Origin of the sequence: Actinoplanes sp. NPDC023714, assembly GCF_040639855.1 — a bacterium.
In the GTDB taxonomy this organism is placed as follows: Bacteria; Actinomycetota; Actinomycetes; order Mycobacteriales; family Micromonosporaceae; genus Actinoplanes.
In genome coordinates, this window is sequence record NZ_JBFAAR010000002.1 from 399,741 (window position 1) to 417,903 (window position 18,163).

Genomic DNA, 18,163 nt, shown 5'->3' on the forward strand with positions numbered 1-18,163 from the left:
TTCTGTACCGCTCGGTACTGATATCGGGAACGCCGACATGCGGCCGCCTATTCTGTACCGACCGGTAAAAGTGGGGCCCGTCACCGTCCAGAGCGGCCGCCCCTGCGAATCGTTGGTGCGGACGTGGCCGGCTCCTGCTGCGATGCGGAGCCGGTCATGTCACCTATTTCGCCTTTTTCCCGGCACCCGTGCCCTTGCTCTTGCTCTTCTTGTCGCCCTTGCTCGACTTGTCGGCTTTCTCTGCCTTGGCTTTGGGTGCCGCAACCTTGGATCCGAGCCTCTCCGGGGTCGGAGGCGCAGCGACCGCCGCGACTTTCCGCGCCGCGACCGGAGCCGCCGAGGCCGGCGCCCCGGATCCTTCCGCCGCCGAGCTCTGCGCTGCCGATGCTCCCGGTTCGGTGGCCGGAGTCGTCGAGGTCGGAGGCGTCGAGGCCTGAGGTGCCGCCGCCTCGACCGCGGGGCCGCTCGGCCCACCCGGCATCGCCACGGCCGTGATCCCGCCGGACAGCAGCACCGCCGCACCGGCCACCGCAGCGAGCCGGCGCCCCCGCGGCTGCGCCCGCCAGATCGCGACCCCTGCGGAGAGCCGCCCAGCCCGAGCGCGTCGTCCATCCGGCGGGCCCTGCTCGACGGCTTCCTCATGCCGAACCGGCCCCGCGTGCGGTGTGGCGGTGTCCGATGTGACGGTGACGGGTGTGACGGCGTGCGATATGTCGGATTGCGGGGTGACGGCATGCGGCATGACGTCGTCCGGCACGGTGATCGCGGCCGCTCGCCCCGGCAGGTCCAGCACCTTCGGATCGATGCCGGCCGCTTCGGCGAGTTTCACCGCCACGTCGCCGGCCGCGGGGCGCCGGTCCGGGTCCTTGTCGAGGCATCGCAGGCACCATGAGGCGACCTCGGCGGGCAGTCCGGCGATCGGCGGGAGCGGGCCCGGCTCGCGGTAGCGGTGGGCGAGCACCATCTGCGTCACCGTCGAGGCGTCCCACGGCATGCGGCCGGCCAGCATGCGGAAGAGCAGCAGGCCGAGCGCGTACACGTCGGTGGCGGGACGCACGACGCCGTCCTCGAGGCGCTCCGGGGCCAGATAGGCGGGCGTGCCCAGCAGCTGGCCGCCGGCCAGGTCGTCGTCGCCGGTCGAGGCGGAGATGCCGAAGTCGACGAGTTTCACCCGGCCGGCGCCGACCATGACGTTGCCGGGCTTCACGTCGCGGTGCACCACGCCCCGGTCGTGCGCGGCGGCGAGTGCGGCCGCCACCTGCGCGCCCACCAGGGTCGCCACCCGCCACGGCAGCGGGCCTCCGCTGAGCAGCCGGGAGAGGGATCTGCCCTCGGCCACCTCCATGACCACGTAGGGGAGGGGACCGGGGGCCTCGCCGTAGTCGTACACATCGACGATGTTGGGATGACGCAGGCGGGCGACCGCCCGGGCCTCGTCGCGCACCCGCGCCAGCAGCACCGCGTCGTGGGCGAGGTCCGGATCGAGCACCTTGAGCGCGACGTCGCGGCCGAGCACCTCGTCGCCGGCACGCCACACCACGGCCATGCCACCCGCCCCGAGCCGATCGCGCAGCCGGAACCGTCCGTCCACCAGGTCCCCGGTATCCATGACCGTCACCGATGCCCCGATTACGGCGTCGGAAACCCGAGGTGGGGCGGTCTGTCCGGATCGTATTCATCGCCCGGCGATCCGGCCGGGCAGGTGGGAGATCGGTCACGCCGTGGCGCCCGGACCAAATAGACAAGGGTGGACTAATCTGACGTTGCCTCGCGGTGAGCGAGGGCATGGACCGGGGAGAGATCACATGAGCAAGTTCATATTCGTACGGAAGACAGCGGTGCTCGCGGCCACCGCGGCACTGGCCATCGGCGGCGTCGCCGGCTGCGCCAAGGAGGACACCGGCGGCACCACCGAGAGCGGCGTCCCGCTGGTCAAGGCCGGTGCGCTGACCACCTGCACGCACCTGCCGTACGCGCCGTTCCAGTCGAAGGACCAGAGCGGCAAGGTCGTCGGCTTCGACGTGGCCCTCATCGACCTGGTGGCCGCGAAGCTCAACGTGCCGCAGGAGATCGTCGACACGCCGTTCGAGGGCATCAAGTCCGGCGCCGACCTGAACTCCGGCAAGTGCGACGTGGCCGCGGCCGGCATGACCATCACCGACGAGCGGAAGAAGGTCCTCGACTTCTCCGAGCCGTACTTCGACGCCACCCAGGCGCTCGCCGTGGTCGCCGGCAGCCCGGTGAAGACGCTCGAGGACCTGGCCGGCAAGCGGCTCGGCGTGCAGGGCGGCACCACCGGCGAGGAGTACATCAACGCCCAGGTCAAGGAGAAGGGCCTGAAGATCGAGGTCGTCTCGTACAAGGACCTCGCGGCCGAGCAGCAGGCGCTCTCCACCAACCAGGTGGCGGCGGCCGTCAACGACCTGCCGGTCTGGAACGAGTACATCAAGGCGAACCCCGGCAAGGTCGAGGTCGCGGCCGGTTTCGACACCGGCGAGCAGTACGGCTTCGCCGTGAAGAAGGGCAACGCCGAGCTGCTCAAGACCGTCAACGAGGCCATCGCGGCGGCGCGCGCCGACGGCACGTACGACAAGATCTACGCGACCTGGATCGGCGAGAAGCCGGCCTCCTGACCCATGAAGCTCAGCCCTCGCCGGCGGCGTCGGATCATCCACGTCGCCGGCTACATCGTCTTCGTCCTGGTGATCCTGGCCGTGGTGAGCGCCGCGGACTGGGGCCGGCTGTCCGACGCGTTCTTCCGGCTGGACGTCGCGGAGAGCATGTTCCCCGACGCGATCACCGTCGCGCTGCGCAACACCATCGTCTACACCCTGCTGGCGTTCGTGTTCGGCCTGACGCTCGGCCTCGTGCTGGCGTTGATGCGGCTGTCGTCGGTCTGGCCGTACCGGTGGTTCGCGACCGCCTACATCGAATTGTTCCGCGGCCTGCCCGCACTCCTCGTCCTGTTCATGGTCGGTTACGGCGTACCCCTGGCCTTTCCCGATCGTGAAATCCCCGGCGGGGTGTACGGATCGGTCGCCGTCGGCCTCGGCCTGACCGCCGCCGCCTACATGGCCGAGACCATCCGGGCCGGCATCCAGGCGGTGCCGAAGGGTCAGCTCGAGGCGGCCCGGACGCTGGGCATGTCGCACACCCGCGCGATGATCTCGATCATCCTGCCGCAGGCGTTCCGGATCGTCATCCCGCCGCTGACCAACGAGATCATCCTGCTGACGAAGGACACCTCGCTGGTCTACGTCCTCGGGGTCACGGCCGGGACGATCGAGCTGACCAAGTTCGCCGGCGACACGCTGAACACCAAGGTGAACCCGACCCCGCTGGTGGTGGCCGGGCTGCTCTACCTGGTGATCACTCTGCCGTTGTCACAGCTGGTCCGGGGCCTGGAGCGCCGGGCCGCGAGGGAGAGGTGACCGCGATGTCGACCATCGAGATCAGCGGACTGCACAAGTCGTTCGGCAAGCTGGAGGTGCTGCGCGGCATCGACCTGTCGGTCGAACCGGGCGAGGTCGTCTGCGTGATCGGCCCGTCCGGCTCCGGCAAGTCCACCCTGCTGCGCTGCGTCAACCTGCTGGAGGAGCCGACGTCCGGCTCCATCCGGGTGGCCGGTGTCGAGGTGACCGACCCGGACTGCGACATCGACGAGGTCCGGCGCGGCATCGGGATGGTGTTCCAGCAGTTCAACCTGTTCGGGCACCTCACCGTCCAGGAGAACGTCACGATCGCCCAGCGCCGGGTCCTCAAGCGCAGCAAGGCCGAGGCCGGCCGGATCGCCGCGGCGAACCTGGAGCGGGTCGGTCTCGCCGAGAAGGCCGGCTCCTATCCGGCGCAGCTGTCCGGCGGCCAGCAGCAGCGGGTCGCCATCGCCCGGGCGCTGGCGATGGAACCGCAGCTGATGCTCTTCGACGAGCCCACCAGCGCCCTCGACCCGGAACTGGTCGGCGAGGTCCTCGCCGTCATGCGCGGCCTGGCCGCCGAGGGCATGACCATGCTGGTGGTCACCCACGAGATGGCGTTCGCCCGCGAGGTCGCCTCGCGGGTGGTCTTCATGGACGGCGGGGTGATCGTCGAGCAGGGCCCGCCCGCCGAGGTGTTCGGCAACCCGCGGGAGGAGCGGACCCGTTCGTTCCTGCACCGGGTGCTGGAGCCGACCCGGGTCAGCGAGTCGGAGATCGGCGCCCATCCGGCGGAGTGATCGGCGTTACGGCGAGGTTTGGCGCACCTCGGTCCTCGGGCAGTCATCGATCTTGTAACGCCTGAGTCTTCTGAGGAGCTGAACGTGGAAGTTACCGGTTTTCTGACCGCCATCGTCATCGGCCTGATCATCGGCGCGCTCGGCCGCCTCGTCGTGCCCGGCAAGCAGAACATCCCGATCTGGCTCACCCTGGTGATCGGCGTCGTGGCCGCCATCATCGGCACGTTCCTGGCCGCCGCGCTCGGTGTCGACGACACCCGGGGCGTCGACTGGATCGAGCTGGCCCTGCAGGTGGGCCTGGCCGCCGTGGGTGTCGCCCTGGTGGCCGGCACGCGGGGCCGTCGCTGAGCCTGATCTGTTCTCGACGAGCCGTCATCCCCGTGCCGGGGGTGGCGGCTCGCTCCAGTATTGGCGGGCCGCGTATCCCTCCCGCCGCAGCCAGTGCTCGGTGTAGACGATCCGGGTCGGCTCGATCACGACGAGCGTGTCGCGGGGTGGCTCGCCGAGCGGCCGGCCCTGCTCGGCGTGCTCGCTCTCCCAGCGGAACGCCTCCCAATAGCCCTCCCGTCCGGGATCGTCCGGCGCCATCACCCGCGCCTCGCCGAACAGCTGCGCGCCACGGCTGGCAGCCAGGTTCGTCAGCGGCGCGAAGACGCCGACCGAGCACCGCGGATCGGCGGCGAGGTTCCGGATCTTCGGTGAGCGCGGCGACGCCGTGAACATGACGGCCCGCCCCAGCGAGTAGTAGCGCACCGGCGTGGCGAGCGGCCCGCCCGGCCCGGTCGTCGCGAGCACGCACATGTTCTGCGACGACAGCAGGTTGAGGATGCGCTCCTCGAGCCGTTCGCGCGGCAGTCGCCGATCCGGCATGGGCTCGGCGAGCCACGGGTTGGTCAGCGGCATGCCGGCACGGTATCAGCGCTCAGCCGAGCCTCCCCGCATGATCGGGTACGAAGGTCTGCATGTCGCGCGGCGTCCGCTGGTACCCGCTCGACGGCGGCCGGGGCGGCAGCGACAACGGCACCCGCTGCACCTCGTGATAGTGGATCGTGGAGAGCAGATGAGCGATCATGTTGATCCGCGCCCGGCGTTTGTCCTCGCTCTCCACGACGTTCCAGGGCGCCTCGGGGATGTCGGTGTGCAGGAACATCTCGTCCTTGGCCCGGGAGTACTCCTCCCAGCGGCTGATCGACTCGAGGTCCATGGGGGAGAGCTTCCACCGGCGCATCGGGTCCTGCAGCCGTGACCGGAACCGCTGCTCCTGCTCGTGGTCGCTGACCGAGAACCAGTACTTGCGCAGCAGGATGCCGTCCTCGACGAGCAGCCGTTCGAAGATCGGGCACTGGTGGAGGAATCGCATGTACTCCTCCTTGGTGCAGAAGCCCATCACCCGTTCGACGCCGGCCCGGTTGTACCAGCTCCGGTCGAACAGCACGATCTCGCCGGGGGCCGGGAAGTGCTCGACGTAGCGCTGGAAATACCACTGGCCGCGCTCGCGCTCGGTCGGCGCGGGCAGGGCGGCGATGCGGGCCAGGCGCGGGTTGAGGTACTCGGCGACCCGCTTGATGGTGCTGCCCTTGCCGGCCGCGTCGCGTCCCTCGAAGACGACGACGACCCGGGCGCCCTCGGTCCTCACCCACTCCTGCAGCTTGACGAGCTCACCCTGGAGCCGGAACAGCTCGGTCTCGTAGAGCTTCTTCGGCAGTCGCTCGATCTTCCCCTTTTTGGTCATGACAGCCCACCTCCGGACCGGACTGTAGCGGCGGGCCGGACGCGGCGGATCGTCCTCAGCGGGGGAGACGCAGGATGGTCTCCTCGATCTCCGCGCCGCGGCCGTTCGCGAACCCGGTGCCGGTGCCGGCGACCACGAACCCGGCCCGCTGCAGCACCCGGAGCGACGCGGCGTTGTCACTGGCGACGCGGGCGAAGATCGGCCGCACCGTGACCTCGTCGAGGAGCAGCGCGAGCGCCCGCCCGGCGATGCCCCGGCCCCACCACGACCTGTCGATCCAGTACGTCACCTCGGTGTCGCCCTCGATCACGAAGCTCGCGATGCTGCCCACGAGCCGCCCGCCGGCGGTGACGGCCCGCTGGGTGACGCCCGGCGTCGACCTGATCCTCGCCATGTGCGCGTCGAACGCGGCCCGGTCGCCGGGGTCCTTCGCCGTGAACGCGGCCATCCGTACCGACTCCGGATCCCGCATCTGTTCGAACAACGCGTCGAGATCGGTGTCCTCGACCGGCCGCAGTGCCACGTCAGTCACGGAGCGGAAGGTATCAACAGAAGGCAACTTCGAACATGTGTACGATGCGCTCGTGATCAACTTCCGGCCGGAGCGTGAGCTTCCTCTGGCCCGCACCACCTACGTGGCCGCCGCCCGCCGCTTCCTGCAGGCGATGTCCGGCGTGCTGGCCCGCGGCGTCCCGATCGATCCCGGTCATCCCGACCGGATCCGCGACTGGGGCGCACAGGACGTGGCCGCCCTGCGCGAACTGCACACCGCCCTCGGTGAGATGCTCGAAGCCCGCCGCGCCTGGGACGGTCTGCGCCGGCACCGCTGACCCTCTCCAGGGTGATGGCGTCCCCGGCCCCCATTCCTCAGACTTTTTGGATGACCGTCCTCGTCGCCGCCCGGCCCGCCTCGCGCGGCGACATCCTCAAGCTGGCCACCGGGTTCGCGGTCTCGCAGATGGGCGATGCCGCCTACGGTATCGGCCTGACCGCGGTCGTCTACGCCCGATCGCAATCGGCGGCCCTGGCCGGCGCCGTCACCGCCGCCCGGGTGCTGCCGGCCGTGGTCGCCGGTCCGGTCGCCGGGATGCTGGCCGACCGTACCCATCGCCTCAATCTCCTGATCCTCGCCGATCTCTCCCGGGTGGCGCTCATGGCGGCGTCGGCGGCCGCGGTGATCGCCGGCTGGCCGGTCTGGACGCTGCTCGTCCTCGCTGCCTGGGCACAGGCCGCCGCCGTGGTGAGCGGTCCTTGCCTGGCAGCAACCCTGCCTACGCTCGTCGGAGTAGCCGGCCTGGCGAAGGCGAACGCCACCCGCGCCGTGCTCACCGAGCTCAGCTTCATCGCCGGCCCGCTGATCGTCGCGGGCCTGCTGTCGTTCCACGCCCACGCCGCCCTCTTCGCCGTGATCGGCGCCGCCTTCGCCGCGTCCGCCGCCCTGCTTCTCACGATCACCGATCACAGCGCCTTCCGGGTCGTCGGCTTCGCCAGATCAAGAGCTTCATTGCGTACGGTCGGAGCCGCGTTGCGGGGGCGTCCCGCCCTGTTGACGATGGCCCTCACCGACGTGGTGGGGAGTTTCGTCTACGGCCTGCTCACGGTCCTGCTGGTGATGGTGGTGGCCGACGACCGTTACGGCCTGGCCTTCGTGGCTCTCGGCGCGGGCGGCATCCTGGGCGCGCTGACCGCTCCACGATGCGGCGACTCCCCGCGGGCCGCGGCCGTGATCCTGGCGGCCCTCGCCGTGATGCTGGACCTGTGCGGCCTGGACCTGGGTTTCGCAACTCTGACACTGGTCCTGGGAATGGCCGGAGCCGCCATCACGACGATCGAGGTCCGCACCGACATAGCGGTCCAGCGAGACACTCCTCCGCCGGTCGTAGGAACGATGGCCGGCTGGATACTCCACGCCGACTACGTGGCGATGGCGGCGGGCGCAGCCCTGGCGGCGCCGCTCACCACGGTGGTGGGCCTGCAGGCGGCGTTCCCCGTGGCGGCGGTGGTGGTGGCGACAAGCGCAGCCCTGCTGATCCTCCGCCGAACCTAGCCACCAGCAGGCCCCACCCGCGCTCCCACCCTCCCGCATTCCCAGGCATCCGAGTGACAGGCTCACGCGTTCCCAGGCTCACGCGTTCACAGGTCTGTGCGTGCCTGGATTCGTGCGTTCCCAGGCCTCCGCGTTCCTGGATTCATCGTGTTCCTGGGTTCGTCGTGTTCCTAGGAACGCTGGTTTTCGGGGGCGGCGTTCCTAGGTTCACGCCTTCCTAGGTTCGGCCGCTGTTCCTAGGTTCGGCCGCTGTTCCTAGGTTCGGGCGCCGTTCCCAGGCATGCGAGTCGTTCCTAGGTCTGCGAGTCGTTCCTAGGCATGCGAGTTGTTCCTAGGTCTGCGAGTTGTTCCTAGGTCTGCGCGTCGTTCCCGGGTCGGCTCGTTCCTGGGTGCTGCGGGGTCTTGCTGTCCGGGGAGGTTCGGGTCAGGGTTTCGTGGCCGGTTGGGGTACCAGGCCCACCCCCGAGGCGGGCGCCGACCAGCGAGAGGACCCATCGGGTAGCGGCCCTGAGCCGCCGCATCGATACGGTCACCGGAGGAATCCTCATCGCGCTGGGCCTCCGCCTGGCCGCCGACCACCGAGAGGGCGGCCAGGATGGAGAGAGGGGAGGCGACTCAGTCGCCGTAGTCGCCGCCGGAGTCCCCGGAATCGCCGTGATCGCCGCTGAAATGACTGCCCGAAGAGCCGCCGGAATGGCCGCCGGAATGGCCGCCCGAAGAGCCGCCGGAATGGCTGCCCGAAGAGCCGCCGGAATGGCCGCCGGAATGGCCGCCCGAAGAGCTGCCCGGAGAGCCGCCTGAAGAACCGCCATGGCCCGCCGGCTCCGGGACGGCGTCCAGGTCCGGCAGCTCGATCTCCGGCAACTCGTCCCGCTCCCGCTCCCGCTCCCGCTCCCGCTCCCGCTCCCGCTCCCGCTCCCGCTCCCGCTCGCGCTCCCTCTTCCGGGCGCGTTCCTCGGCGGCCCGCTCGTCGGCGACCGTCTCGGGCGGCAGGCGTGACCCGGTCAAGCGGAACCGGCGCACGTCACGGCCGATTCGCAGCACCGTGAGCAGGAAGAAGCCGCCGAAGCCGATGGTGGTCAGGGCGAGGCCGAGATTGCGTACGGGCCCCTCGAAGCCCTGGCCTGCGTCCGGGGCGAACCAGCCTCGCGGATCGACCCGGGCCTCGAGGCGCTCGCCCTCCTGCAGGTCGTGATCGGTCTGGTAGGACAGCTCGCCGAGGTCGTCGAGGTTGGATAGCTGGGTGACCCGGACCTTCTGGATCTCCGAATCGGACTCGCCGTACAGGTCGCCGGTGACCACGACCGCCTCCCGATTGCCGAGGACGTCGAGGTAGGCGTTCCCGACCAGGACCGGGAGGACGGCGACGAGGCAGAGCGACGCGATCGCGGCCGGCACGATCCACGGCGGTTCGACGTCGAGGGAGTCCTCGCCGAGAAACCAGACGGCCGCGGGAGCGTAGATGCCGATCATGATGAACAGGACGGCCACGACGACGGAGACCCAGCCGCCCGTGGCGGAGCAGATGGACACCGCCGCGCCGACCGCGACGAGGATGAGGAGGGTGGCGACGGTGAGGAGGATCTGGCGCGCAACTACCCGGGTCACGGTCACCCCGTCATCGTGCCGGGCGCATGCAAGCCGGTGGATCAGCCCGGGAGAGATCAGCCGGGGAAGCGGCGCTCCAGGATGCGGAGGGCCAGCTCGCCCCAGCCGATGTTCTCGCGCTCGAAGCTGATGCCGCGCTGCAGGGTCAGGTACGGCCCGATCCGGTTGCCGGTGGCGATGAACTCCTCGTCGGTGCGGCTGCCGAGGATCTCGGCGAGCGAGCGCTCGTACGTCTCGAGGCGCTGCCGGCTGTGCTTCACCTGCGCCTCGATGGCGGCGCGGACACTGGGCACGTCGGCGTACGCGAGGGCCTCGACCTGCACGAGCAGCTCGTCGCGGACCGTGGTCGGCTTCGGCGGGAGCCGGGTGAACGCGTGCAGGGCCGCCCGGCCGGCGTCGGTCACCGAGAAGAGCCGCTTGTCGGGACGTTTGTCCTGCTTGACGACGCGGGCCGAGAGCAGTCCCTCGGCCTCCATCTTCTCCAGTTCGCGGTAGAGCTGCTGCGGCGTGGCCGTCCAGAAGTTGGCGACCGAGACCCGGAACTTCTTGGCCAGGTCGTAGCCGGAGGACTCCCGGTCGATCAGCGCCGCCAGCAGGGCGTTCCTCAGTGCCACGGACGCATCCTACGGGCCCGGGGCCGGAACTCGGGATCGCTGGACTTCATGACGGCGCGGCGCAGGATGCCGGTGTTCGGCAGGGTGAGCAGCCGGATCTGCTCCCGGCGCTCCCGGCCGAACGTGCGCCGGGCGCTGCCGGTGAGCGCGCCGTCGACGAGGCGCTTCGCCGCGGCGAGGGCGTCGGGGGAGCGGGTGGCGAGGCTCTCGGCGAACGCGGTGGCGGCCTTGATCGGTTCGTCGGCGAGCTCGGTGACCAGGCCGAGCCGGTGCGCCTCGGCGCCGTCGAAGCGCTCGGCGGTCATGATGAGCCGTTTCGCGACGTCGGGTCCGACCACCTCGGTGAGGGTCCGGACGCCGGACATGTCGGGGATGATGCCCCACTTGGCTTCGAGGACCGACCACCGCGAGGACGGCGTGGCGTACCGGAAGTCGGCGGCCAGCGCGATCTGGATGCCGCCGCCGTAGCAGTGGCCGTGGACCGCCGCGACGACCGGGACCGGGATGCGCCGCCACGCCCAGCAGGCCTCCTGGAACCGGTTGGTGCCGAGGAACGGGTTGGGCAGGAAGGCGCGTACCACGCCGGCGGGCTTGCGCAGCGTGGCGGCGATGTCGAGGCCGGAGCTGAACGACTCGCCCTCGCCGGCGACGACGACGGCCCGCAGCGTGCGGTCCCGGCGGAGCCGGCGGGCGGTGAGAACGAGCTCGTCGAGCGTGTCGAGGGTGAGGGCGTTGAGCTTGTCGGGCCGGTTCAGCCGGACCTGCGCGATGCCGTCGAGAACAGAAACAGACACATATTTCATGGAAAATCCCGTCATATCCGCGCGGCGAGCTCCGTCGCCTGCCTGATCGCTCGCTTGGCGTCGAGTTCGGCCGCTACGTCGGCCCCGCCGATCACATGAAAGCTGCGGGAGGACAACGGCCCCACCAGATCGCGCACCGACTCCTGGCCCGCGCAGACCACGATGGTGTCCACGGCGAGGACCCGATCGGCCAGGTGCAGGCCGTCGTCGTCGATGTGCGAGTAGGACACACCTCGCAGCATCGTGACCCCGGAGTCCTTGAGCGAGGCCCGATGCACCCAGCCGGTCGTCTTCCCGAGCCCCTTGCCGAGCGCCTCGTCCTTGCGTTGCAGCAGGAAGACCTCGCGGGCCGGGGCGGTATGGACCTTGACGGCCAGCCCGCCCGGCGCGGTCTCCGGATCGGTGACACCCCAGCGGCGCATCCACGCGTCGAGCGGCTCGGCCGGCGTGTGCACCAGCGCCGAGGCGACGTCGAACCCGATGCCGCCGGCCCCGATGATCGCCACCCGCCCACCCACGGGAGCGCCGTCGATGACCTGCTGATAGGTGAGCACGCTCGGGTGGTCGATGCCCGGGATGTCGGGCATGCGCGGTGTGACGCCGGTGGCGAGGACGACCTCGTCGAAGGCCGCCAGGTCGGCAGCGGTGGCCCGGACGCCGAGGTGCAGCGTCACACCCCGGACCTCGATCATGTGACGGTAGTAGTCGAGGGTCCGCGCGAACTCCTCCTTACCAGGGATCCGCGCGGCGAGCCGGAACTGCCCGCCGATCGCGTCGCCCGCCTCGAAGAGCTCCACCCGGTGCCCGCGCCCGGCCAGCTCGATCGCGGCGGCGAGGCCGGCCGGCCCGGCCCCGGCCACGGCGACGCTCTTGGCGCGGCGGGTGGGTGAAAGCACAAGCTCCGTCTCGTACCCGGCCCGGGGGTTCAAAAGACAGGACGCCCGCCGGTTGCGGAATGTGTGGTCGAGGCAGGCCTGATTGCAGGCGATGCACGTGATGATCTCGCGCTCCCGGCCGCTGCTCGCCTTCGCGACCCACTCGGCGTCGGCGAGGAGCGGGCGGGCCAGCGACACGAGATCGGCTTCCCCCGACGCGAGGATCTGCTCGGCGGCCTCCGGGCGGTTGATCCGGTTCGAGGCGATCACCGGCGTCTTCACGAAGCCCCGCAGCTTGCCGGTCACCCAGGTGAAGGCGCCGGGCGGCACCGACGTGACGATGGTCGGGACGCGCGCCTCGTGCCAGCCGATGCCGGTGTTGAAGAGCGTGACGCCGGCGGCCTCCAGTCCGAGGGCCAGCTCGACCGTCTCCTCCCAGGTCTGCGCGTTGTCGACGAGGTCGAGCAGGCTGATCCGGTACTGCACGATGAAGTCGTCGCCGACGAGATCGCGGGTGCGCTTCACGATCTCGATGGGGAAGCGCATCCGCTTCGCGGCCGAACCACCCCAGGCGTCGGTGCGGTCGTTGGTGCGGGCCGCGAGGAACTGGTTGATCAGGTAGCCCTCGGAGCCCATGATCTCGACGCCGTCGTATCCGGCGTGCCGGGCCAGTGCCGCGGCGCGGGCAAATGCCGTGACAGTTCGATCAACCTGCCGAGATGTCATCTTAAAAGGCGAAAAAGGCGAAATGGGTGATTTGGAAGCTGAGGCGCCTTGCGTGAACGGGTGATACCCGTAACGGCCCGCGTGCAGCACCTGCAACAGGATCTTGCCGTCGTGGGCGTGCACGGCATCCGTCACCACCCGATGCGCCGTGGCGTGCCGGCGGCTCGTCATCTGACTGCCGAACGGCGACAGCCATCCCCGCCACGTCGGCGCGTAGCCGCCGGTCACCATCAGGCCGACGCCGCCGTGCGCCCGCTCGGCGAAGTAGGCGGCGAGTTTCGGCAGGTCGCGGGCCCGGTCCTCGAGCTTCGTGTGCATCGATCCCATGACCACGCGGTTGCGCAGCACGGTGTGCCCGAGGTCGAGGGGGCTCAGCAGCGTCGGATACTCCACGCATCGCACTCTACAAAAAGTTGCATAGTAAAAAAAGTGACTACCGCCGACGTGACGGTAGTCGCGGCGGAACGGTTCGCCGGGGCACAACTTGTAGGCTCGGCCCGTGACGATCACCGACGCCGAAGCCGTGGAACTGCTCGGTGCCGACGGCGCCGATCTGGAGGATCTCTGCGCCCGCGCCGACGCCCTCCGCCGGGACCTGGTGGGCGACGAGATCACCTTCGTGGTGAACCGCAACCTCGACACCGCCCGCGTCGGTGCCTCGCCCGGCCTGGTCCGTGACCTGGCCGCCGAGGCCGCGGCGCTGGGCGCCACCGAGATCTGCATGCAGGGCCCGCTGCCGGCCGGCCTTCCCGGCGAGGGCTACCTCGATCTCATCCGGACGATCGCGACCGCCGCGCCCGGCATCCACCTGCACGCCTTCCGCCCGCCCGAGGTGGCCGACGCGGCCGAGCGGATGGGCGTCACACCGAAGGAGTTCCTGGAGCGGGCGCGGGAGGCGGGCCTCGGCTCGGTGCCCGGAACCGCCGCGAAGATCCTCGACGACGACGTGCGGACCCGGCTCAACGGCGGTCCGGACATGCCCGTCGAGCGCTGGGTCGAGCTGATCACGACGGCGCACGAGGCCGGTCTCACCTCGACCGCCACGATGCTCTACGGCCACGTCGAGACTCCCGCCCAGCAGGTCGCCCACCTCCGGCTTCTCGCCTCGATCGCCGAGCGCACCCGCGGTTTCACCGAGTTCATCGCGATGCCTTTTCAACCCCTTTCTTCGGTACGGGGAACCCGCGCGCTGACCGCCGTGGCCAGGCTGATCCTCGCCGGCCGCATCGACCACATCCAGGCACCGTGGCCCAAGGTCGGCAGGGAGCTCACGATCCAGCTCCTGCGCGGCGGCGCCGACGACCTCGGCGGCCTGCTCCTCGACGGCGTCCTCGACCCGTCCGCCGGCCAGGAGCAGGGCCTCTCGCTGACCCGCGAGGACGTCGCCGCGATCGGCGCCGAGCTGGGCCGCCCGGTCCGGCAGCGCACCACCCGATACGGCGCTGCATGACCGAGGTGGACGTCGACGTCGTCGTGGTCGGCGCGGGCCTGGCCGGTATCGGCGCGGCCATCGAGCTGGCGCGGCGCGGCGAGTCGTTCGTGGTGCTGGAACGCGCCGCCGACGTGGGCGGCACCTGGCGGGACAACACCTATCCGGGCGTGGCCTGTGACGTGCCGTCGCACCTGTACGCCTTCGCACACTCGCCGAACCCGTCGTGGTCGCGGGCGTACGCGCCGGGCCACGAGATCCAGTCCTACTTGCGCGGGCTGGCCGCCCGGCCGTCGGTGGCGCCGCACATCAAACTCGGTCACGAGGTCACGTCGGCCGCCTATCTGCCGACCGGCCGGTGGGAGGTGACGACGCCGCGGGGCACGTTCCGGAGCCGTGTCCTGGTGCTGGCGGCGGGCCGGTTGACCGAGCCCCGCACCCCGGACATTCCGGGAATTTCTGGATTTAGTGGGTCGGTTTTCCACACCGCTCGCTGGGATCACGGCGTGAAGATCGACGGCGCCCGGATCGGCGTGGTCGGCACCGGCGCCTCGGCGATCCAGGTCGTCCCCGAACTCGCCGGGCGCGCCGAGCATCTGACCGTTTTCGCGCGCTCCGCCCCGTACGTGATCCCGCGCAATGACCACGCACATGCCGCCGCCGATGCGGCGGAGATGCTGAGGGTACGGGAAGACGCCTTCACCGGCCTGGAACAGGGCATCGCGGCCCGCCGGAGGGAGCCCGCCGCGCTCGCCGAGCTGCGCGCGCGGGCCCTCGGCCACCTCGCCGCCCAGGTCCCGGACCCGGCGCTGCGGGCCCGGCTCACCCCGGACTACGAGGTCGGCTGCAAGCGGATCCTGCTCTCCGACACGTTCTACCCGGCGCTCGGCCGCGCCGACGTCTCCCTCGCCGGCGCGCTGGACCGGCTCGAGGGCCGGACCGCGATCGCTGCCGACGGGCACCGCGCCGACCTGGACGTCCTCGTCTTCGCGACCGGTTTCCACTCCACCCAGCAGCCGTACGCCTCCCGGATCACCGGTCGCGACGGCCTGCTGCTGTCCGAGGCGTGGTCCCGGGGGATGGTCTCGCACGCCTCGACCGTGGTGCACGGCTTCCCCAACATGTTCGTGCTGGACGGCCCGAACGCCGCGCTCGGCCACAACTCCGCGGTGCACGTGATCGAGAGCCAGCTGTCCTACCTGGTCGGCGCCCTCGACCACCTCGCCCGGCACGACGGCCCGCTGGAGGTGACGTCGCGGGCGCAGGACGCCTACACCCGCGACATCGACGCGATGGCGCAGCGCACCGTGTGGCTGCGCGGCGGCTGCACGAGCTGGTACGTCGATCCGCGCAGCGGCCGCCTCACCCTGCTGTGGCCGAGCACGGCGACCGAGTTCAGGCAGCGGAACGGCCGCTTCGACCCGGCCCCGTTCCGGCGCTGATCTCCTCAGGCCGCTTTTCGCAGGCCGCTCTTCAGGCGGCTCTCCTCAGGCCGCCTTTCCGGGGCGCCTGAACACCTCCCGATTCCGCCGCGCCCACTCCCGGAACGTCGCCGGGGGACGGCCGAGCACCTCCGCCACGTCCGCGGTGAGGACCGCGTTGTGCCCGGCCCGCGCCCACGCGGCCCCGGTGACGACGGCCTCCACCGCGGCCCGCGGCATCCCGGACGCGGCGAGCCGCCGGCGCGCGTCGTCCGGCGCGACGTCCACGGTGGCGACCGGCATACCGATGACCTCCCGGAGCACCCTCGCCTGATCGGTTACGGTCAGCAGCTCCGGGCCGGTGAGCGTCCAGGTCCGGCCGGCATGACGATCCGGATCGGTCAGCGCGGCCACCGCGACGGCGGCCACATCCCGCGGGTCGATCACCCCCTGCTCGCCGTTGCCGGTCAGATCGGCGACCGGTTGACCGGTGCGCACAGCCTCCGCCCACGGCAGGCAGTTCGACGCGAAGCTCGACGGCCGCAGCACCGTCCATCCCATCCCGCCGGCCCGGACCGCCTCCTCGGCCTCGGCGTGCCACCCGCCGACGGTCACCGTCCCGAACCGCTCACCGGTACCGATCGCCGACACCTTCACGACCGACCGCACCCCGGCCTCGCGGGCGGCCGCCAGCAGGGCGTGGTCGTGCGCCGCCGCCGGCGTGGGCGGCGCGGTCAGCAGGAACACCCGCTCCGCGCCGGCCACCGCCCGCCGCAGCGAGCCGGGATCGTCGAAGTCCGCTTGAACCGTGTCCGCGCCGGTGGGCCGCGCCCGGGTCATCGCGCGGGCCCGGTGCCCGCCCTGCTGGAGGAGTCGCATGACGTGCCGGCCGATCGTGCCGGTGGCACCCGTGACGAGAATCATGCCGGTCACCGTCGCAGCACGCGCCGCGCCGCGGATAGGAGATTCCGGCACAGTACGGTGCCCGCATGTCCTCCGGCATCACGACCGGCTTCTCCGGCATCACGACCGGCGAGCCGCCGGCCTTCCGCGACGCCCCCGCCGTCCTGGAACCGCCCGACCCCGCCATCACCCTCACCTGGCGGCTCACCTCCGCCGACCCGCGCGACATCGTGATCACCGGACCGCGGACGAGGGCCGGATACCGCCCCCGCCGCCCCGGCCGCGACTGCCTCCAGATGCGCCTCCCCGCCGGCATCCCGATGAACGACATCGCCGGCCTTTCCGCGCTCGACCTGGCCGGCCTCTTTCCGCGCGATCCCGCCGGCCGCGTCCCGATAGAGGCCGGCATCGAGGCACAACTCACGGCGCCGGCCCAAGCCCTGCCACCGCTGACCGACCGCGGCCGCCTGGTGGCCGCAGCGACCGGCCTCCTCTCCCGGCCCCGAGCCTCCGTCAGCGCCGTGGCCCGCCACCTGTCCATCAGCGAACGCCACCTGCGAACCCTGATGACCGCGTCGACCGGCCTGACCCCGAGCCACTTCATCCGCCTTGCCCGGGTCCGCGCGGTCCTGGCCCGCATCGACGACAACCTGACCGAGCTGGCCGTGGAGGCGGGCTACTACGACCAGTCCCACATGATCGCCGAGTTCCGGCGGGTCATGGGCACGACCCCGTACGCATTCGCAAGGCGCCGCTGGCCGGCCGCCCGTGATTGCCCCTCACCAGGGCAGATCGCCACCGTCGAAGGAGAGGAAGCGCGGTGACGCCGGGGCCGGGCTGTCCAGCAGCTTCCCGAGCCACGCCGCGCCCTCCCCGGCCGGCCAGTTCCTGGGCGAGCGCGACGACACGTTGACGCTCAGGGGCGCGGGCGCGGCGAGCAGCGTCGGCAGCAGCGCCTGCGCGACCCGGATGGGCCCGGCCACGTTGACGTCGACGGCGTCCAGCACGGTCTGCGGGTCGCACTCGGCGAGCGCCGGCCGGGCCCACCTCGTCCCGGCGCCCGCTCATCGCAGCACGACCAGATCGAGCGAGTCCACGACCGGCCCGCTCTCCACCGCGGCGGCGGCAACCATCCGCTCGATCCCGGCCGCATACTCCGAGTCACCGATGAGCAGCAACGGCGTATGCGCCTCCCGCCGCAGCCCTTCCACGGCCGCGGCCAGCGAGGGCGCGGTCACCTGCGGGACGCCCTCACAACTCACCACGCCGAGCCCGGCCGCCCCGAACGCCGCCGCCACGTCCTCGACGCTCGGATAGCGGGAGACCACCGCGACCGCCTCGGGGAACCACCGGAACAGGCTGATCCCCTCGTGCCGCCCCGCGAACACCGACCGGATCAGCACCGATCCGCCCGGCTTCAGCACCCGCCGGATCTCCCGGGCCGCCACCGCGAGATCGGGCAGGTGATGGATCACCGTGGAGAGCCAGACGGCGTCCACACTCGCGTCCGGCAGGGGGATCGCCTCGGCGGATCCGGCGACCGCCGCCGGGAAGAGCGCCCGCATCTCCGCCGAGGGCTCCACCGCCACGACGTCGATCGCGGGCCACCAGGACCGGAACGCCCGGGTCCAGCTCCCGGTCCCGCATCCGAGATCCAAAATGCGTCCGCTTTGAGCGACATATCCAGACAAAGCGATTCGCCATGCTTTCAGCGACTCGTCCGACAGATGCCGCGAAGCCGCGAACGCCGCCGCCTCCACCCCGCCATAAGAGATCAAAGCCATGCCCCGAC

Annotated in this window: 20 protein-coding genes; 9 read left to right on the forward strand and 11 right to left on the reverse strand. The window is 71.1% G+C overall.

The features are described 5' to 3' along the window. Window positions 1-163: 163 nt before the first annotated feature. The gene (locus AB0G10_RS09635) at window positions 164-1,609 is read right to left on the reverse strand and encodes a serine/threonine-protein kinase (RefSeq protein ID WP_360918345.1); all 1,446 of its coding nucleotides are present in this window, start codon (window positions 1,607-1,609) and stop codon (window positions 164-166) included. Window positions 1,610-1,805: 196 nt separating this feature from the next. Between AB0G10_RS09635 and AB0G10_RS09640 the strand changes: the two genes are divergently transcribed. The 4 genes from AB0G10_RS09640 (at window position 1,806) to AB0G10_RS09655 (ending at window position 4,561) form a co-directional block, all read left to right on the forward strand. Beyond that, window positions 1,806-2,633 (forward strand): basic amino acid ABC transporter substrate-binding protein, encoded by an 828-nt coding sequence (locus AB0G10_RS09640; RefSeq protein ID WP_360918346.1) that lies wholly within the window; start codon window positions 1,806-1,808, stop codon window positions 2,631-2,633. A 3-nt stretch (window positions 2,634-2,636) separates the two neighbouring features. Beyond that, complete coding sequence (locus AB0G10_RS09645; RefSeq protein WP_360918347.1) at window positions 2,637-3,431, forward strand: amino acid ABC transporter permease; 795 nt, start codon at window positions 2,637-2,639, stop codon at window positions 3,429-3,431. 5 nt (window positions 3,432-3,436) lie between these two features. Beyond that, entirely contained in the window at window positions 3,437-4,213 is a 777-nt protein-coding gene (locus AB0G10_RS09650) for an amino acid ABC transporter ATP-binding protein (RefSeq protein ID WP_360918348.1), read from the forward strand. An 84-nt stretch (window positions 4,214-4,297) separates the two neighbouring features. After that, window positions 4,298-4,561, forward strand: coding sequence for a GlsB/YeaQ/YmgE family stress response membrane protein (locus AB0G10_RS09655; RefSeq protein WP_360918349.1), 264 nt, complete (start codon window positions 4,298-4,300; stop codon window positions 4,559-4,561). Window positions 4,562-4,585: 24 nt separating this feature from the next. Here AB0G10_RS09655 and AB0G10_RS09660 read toward each other — a convergent pair whose 3' ends face one another. Genes AB0G10_RS09660 through AB0G10_RS09670 form a run of 3 tightly spaced genes read right to left on the reverse strand, consistent with a single transcriptional unit; the run spans window position 4,586 to window position 6,477 of the window. After that, on the reverse strand, window positions 4,586-5,116 hold the full coding sequence (locus AB0G10_RS09660) for a pyridoxamine 5'-phosphate oxidase family protein (RefSeq protein WP_360918350.1): 531 nt from the start codon (window positions 5,114-5,116) through the stop codon (window positions 4,586-4,588). Between the two features lie 19 nt (window positions 5,117-5,135). After that, window positions 5,136-5,945, reverse strand: a complete 810-nt coding sequence (ppk2, locus tag AB0G10_RS09665) for a polyphosphate kinase 2 (protein WP_360918351.1) — start codon at window positions 5,943-5,945, stop codon at window positions 5,136-5,138. A 55-nt stretch (window positions 5,946-6,000) separates the two neighbouring features. Continuing rightward, window positions 6,001-6,477, reverse strand: a complete 477-nt coding sequence (locus AB0G10_RS09670) for a GNAT family N-acetyltransferase (protein WP_360918352.1) — start codon at window positions 6,475-6,477, stop codon at window positions 6,001-6,003. 52 nt (window positions 6,478-6,529) lie between these two features. Between AB0G10_RS09670 and AB0G10_RS09675 the strand changes: the two genes are divergently transcribed. Together AB0G10_RS09675 and AB0G10_RS09680 are read left to right on the forward strand one after the other, a co-directional pair. Further along, entirely contained in the window at window positions 6,530-6,775 is a 246-nt protein-coding gene (locus AB0G10_RS09675) for a hypothetical protein (protein ID WP_360918353.1), read from the forward strand. A 50-nt stretch (window positions 6,776-6,825) separates the two neighbouring features. Then, on the forward strand, window positions 6,826-7,992 hold the full coding sequence (locus AB0G10_RS09680; protein WP_360918354.1) for an MFS transporter: 1,167 nt from the start codon (window positions 6,826-6,828) through the stop codon (window positions 7,990-7,992). Window positions 7,993-8,607: 615 nt separating this feature from the next. On the opposite strand, the gene AB0G10_RS09685 is transcribed toward AB0G10_RS09680, so the two are convergent. From AB0G10_RS09685 to AB0G10_RS09700, 4 genes are read right to left on the reverse strand one after another with little or no spacing between them, the layout of a single operon-like run. Further along, window positions 8,608-9,600: a hypothetical protein gene (locus AB0G10_RS09685; RefSeq protein ID WP_360918355.1), complete on the reverse strand. Its 993-nt coding sequence runs from the start codon at window positions 9,598-9,600 to the stop codon at window positions 8,608-8,610. Between the two features lie 56 nt (window positions 9,601-9,656). Continuing rightward, window positions 9,657-10,214 (reverse strand): PadR family transcriptional regulator, encoded by a 558-nt coding sequence (locus AB0G10_RS09690; RefSeq protein WP_360918356.1) that lies wholly within the window; start codon window positions 10,212-10,214, stop codon window positions 9,657-9,659. Then, window positions 10,205-11,017 carry a crotonase/enoyl-CoA hydratase family protein gene (locus AB0G10_RS09695; RefSeq protein WP_360918357.1) on the reverse strand — a complete coding sequence of 271 codons (813 nt, stop codon included), beginning with the start codon at window positions 11,015-11,017 and terminating at the stop codon, window positions 10,205-10,207. Before AB0G10_RS09695 ends, AB0G10_RS09690 begins: the two co-directional genes overlap by 10 nt. A gap of 11 nt (window positions 11,018-11,028) precedes the next feature. After that, window positions 11,029-13,011 (reverse strand): NADPH-dependent 2,4-dienoyl-CoA reductase, encoded by a 1,983-nt coding sequence (locus AB0G10_RS09700; protein WP_360918358.1) that lies wholly within the window; start codon window positions 13,009-13,011, stop codon window positions 11,029-11,031. A gap of 106 nt (window positions 13,012-13,117) precedes the next feature. On the opposite strand from AB0G10_RS09700, the gene AB0G10_RS09705 reads away from it, so the two are divergent. Both AB0G10_RS09705 and AB0G10_RS09710 read left to right on the forward strand, forming a co-directional pair. Beyond that, complete coding sequence (locus AB0G10_RS09705; RefSeq protein WP_360918359.1) at window positions 13,118-14,068, forward strand: FO synthase; 951 nt, start codon at window positions 13,118-13,120, stop codon at window positions 14,066-14,068. After that, the gene (locus AB0G10_RS09710) at window positions 14,065-15,489 is read left to right on the forward strand and encodes an NAD(P)/FAD-dependent oxidoreductase (protein WP_360918360.1); all 1,425 of its coding nucleotides are present in this window, start codon (window positions 14,065-14,067) and stop codon (window positions 15,487-15,489) included. Before AB0G10_RS09705 ends, AB0G10_RS09710 begins: the two co-directional genes overlap by 4 nt. 45 nt (window positions 15,490-15,534) lie before the next feature. On the opposite strand, the gene AB0G10_RS09715 is transcribed toward AB0G10_RS09710, so the two are convergent. Next, on the reverse strand, window positions 15,535-16,392 hold the full coding sequence (locus AB0G10_RS09715) for an NAD(P)H-binding protein (protein WP_360918361.1): 858 nt from the start codon (window positions 16,390-16,392) through the stop codon (window positions 15,535-15,537). A gap of 65 nt (window positions 16,393-16,457) precedes the next feature. Between AB0G10_RS09715 and AB0G10_RS09720 the strand changes: the two genes are divergently transcribed. Then, the gene (locus AB0G10_RS09720) at window positions 16,458-17,195 is read left to right on the forward strand and encodes a helix-turn-helix transcriptional regulator (RefSeq protein ID WP_360918362.1); all 738 of its coding nucleotides are present in this window, start codon (window positions 16,458-16,460) and stop codon (window positions 17,193-17,195) included. Here the strand turns inward: AB0G10_RS09720 and AB0G10_RS09725 are convergent. Continuing rightward, on the reverse strand, window positions 17,151-17,378 hold the full coding sequence (locus AB0G10_RS09725; RefSeq protein WP_360918363.1) for a hypothetical protein: 228 nt from the start codon (window positions 17,376-17,378) through the stop codon (window positions 17,151-17,153). The two genes, AB0G10_RS09720 and AB0G10_RS09725, sit on opposite strands and share 45 nt — an antisense overlap. 57 nt (window positions 17,379-17,435) lie before the next feature. Further along, window positions 17,436-18,155, reverse strand: coding sequence for a class I SAM-dependent methyltransferase (locus AB0G10_RS09730; RefSeq protein ID WP_360918364.1), 720 nt, complete (start codon window positions 18,153-18,155; stop codon window positions 17,436-17,438). Between the last annotated feature and the right edge of the window lie 8 nt (window positions 18,156-18,163).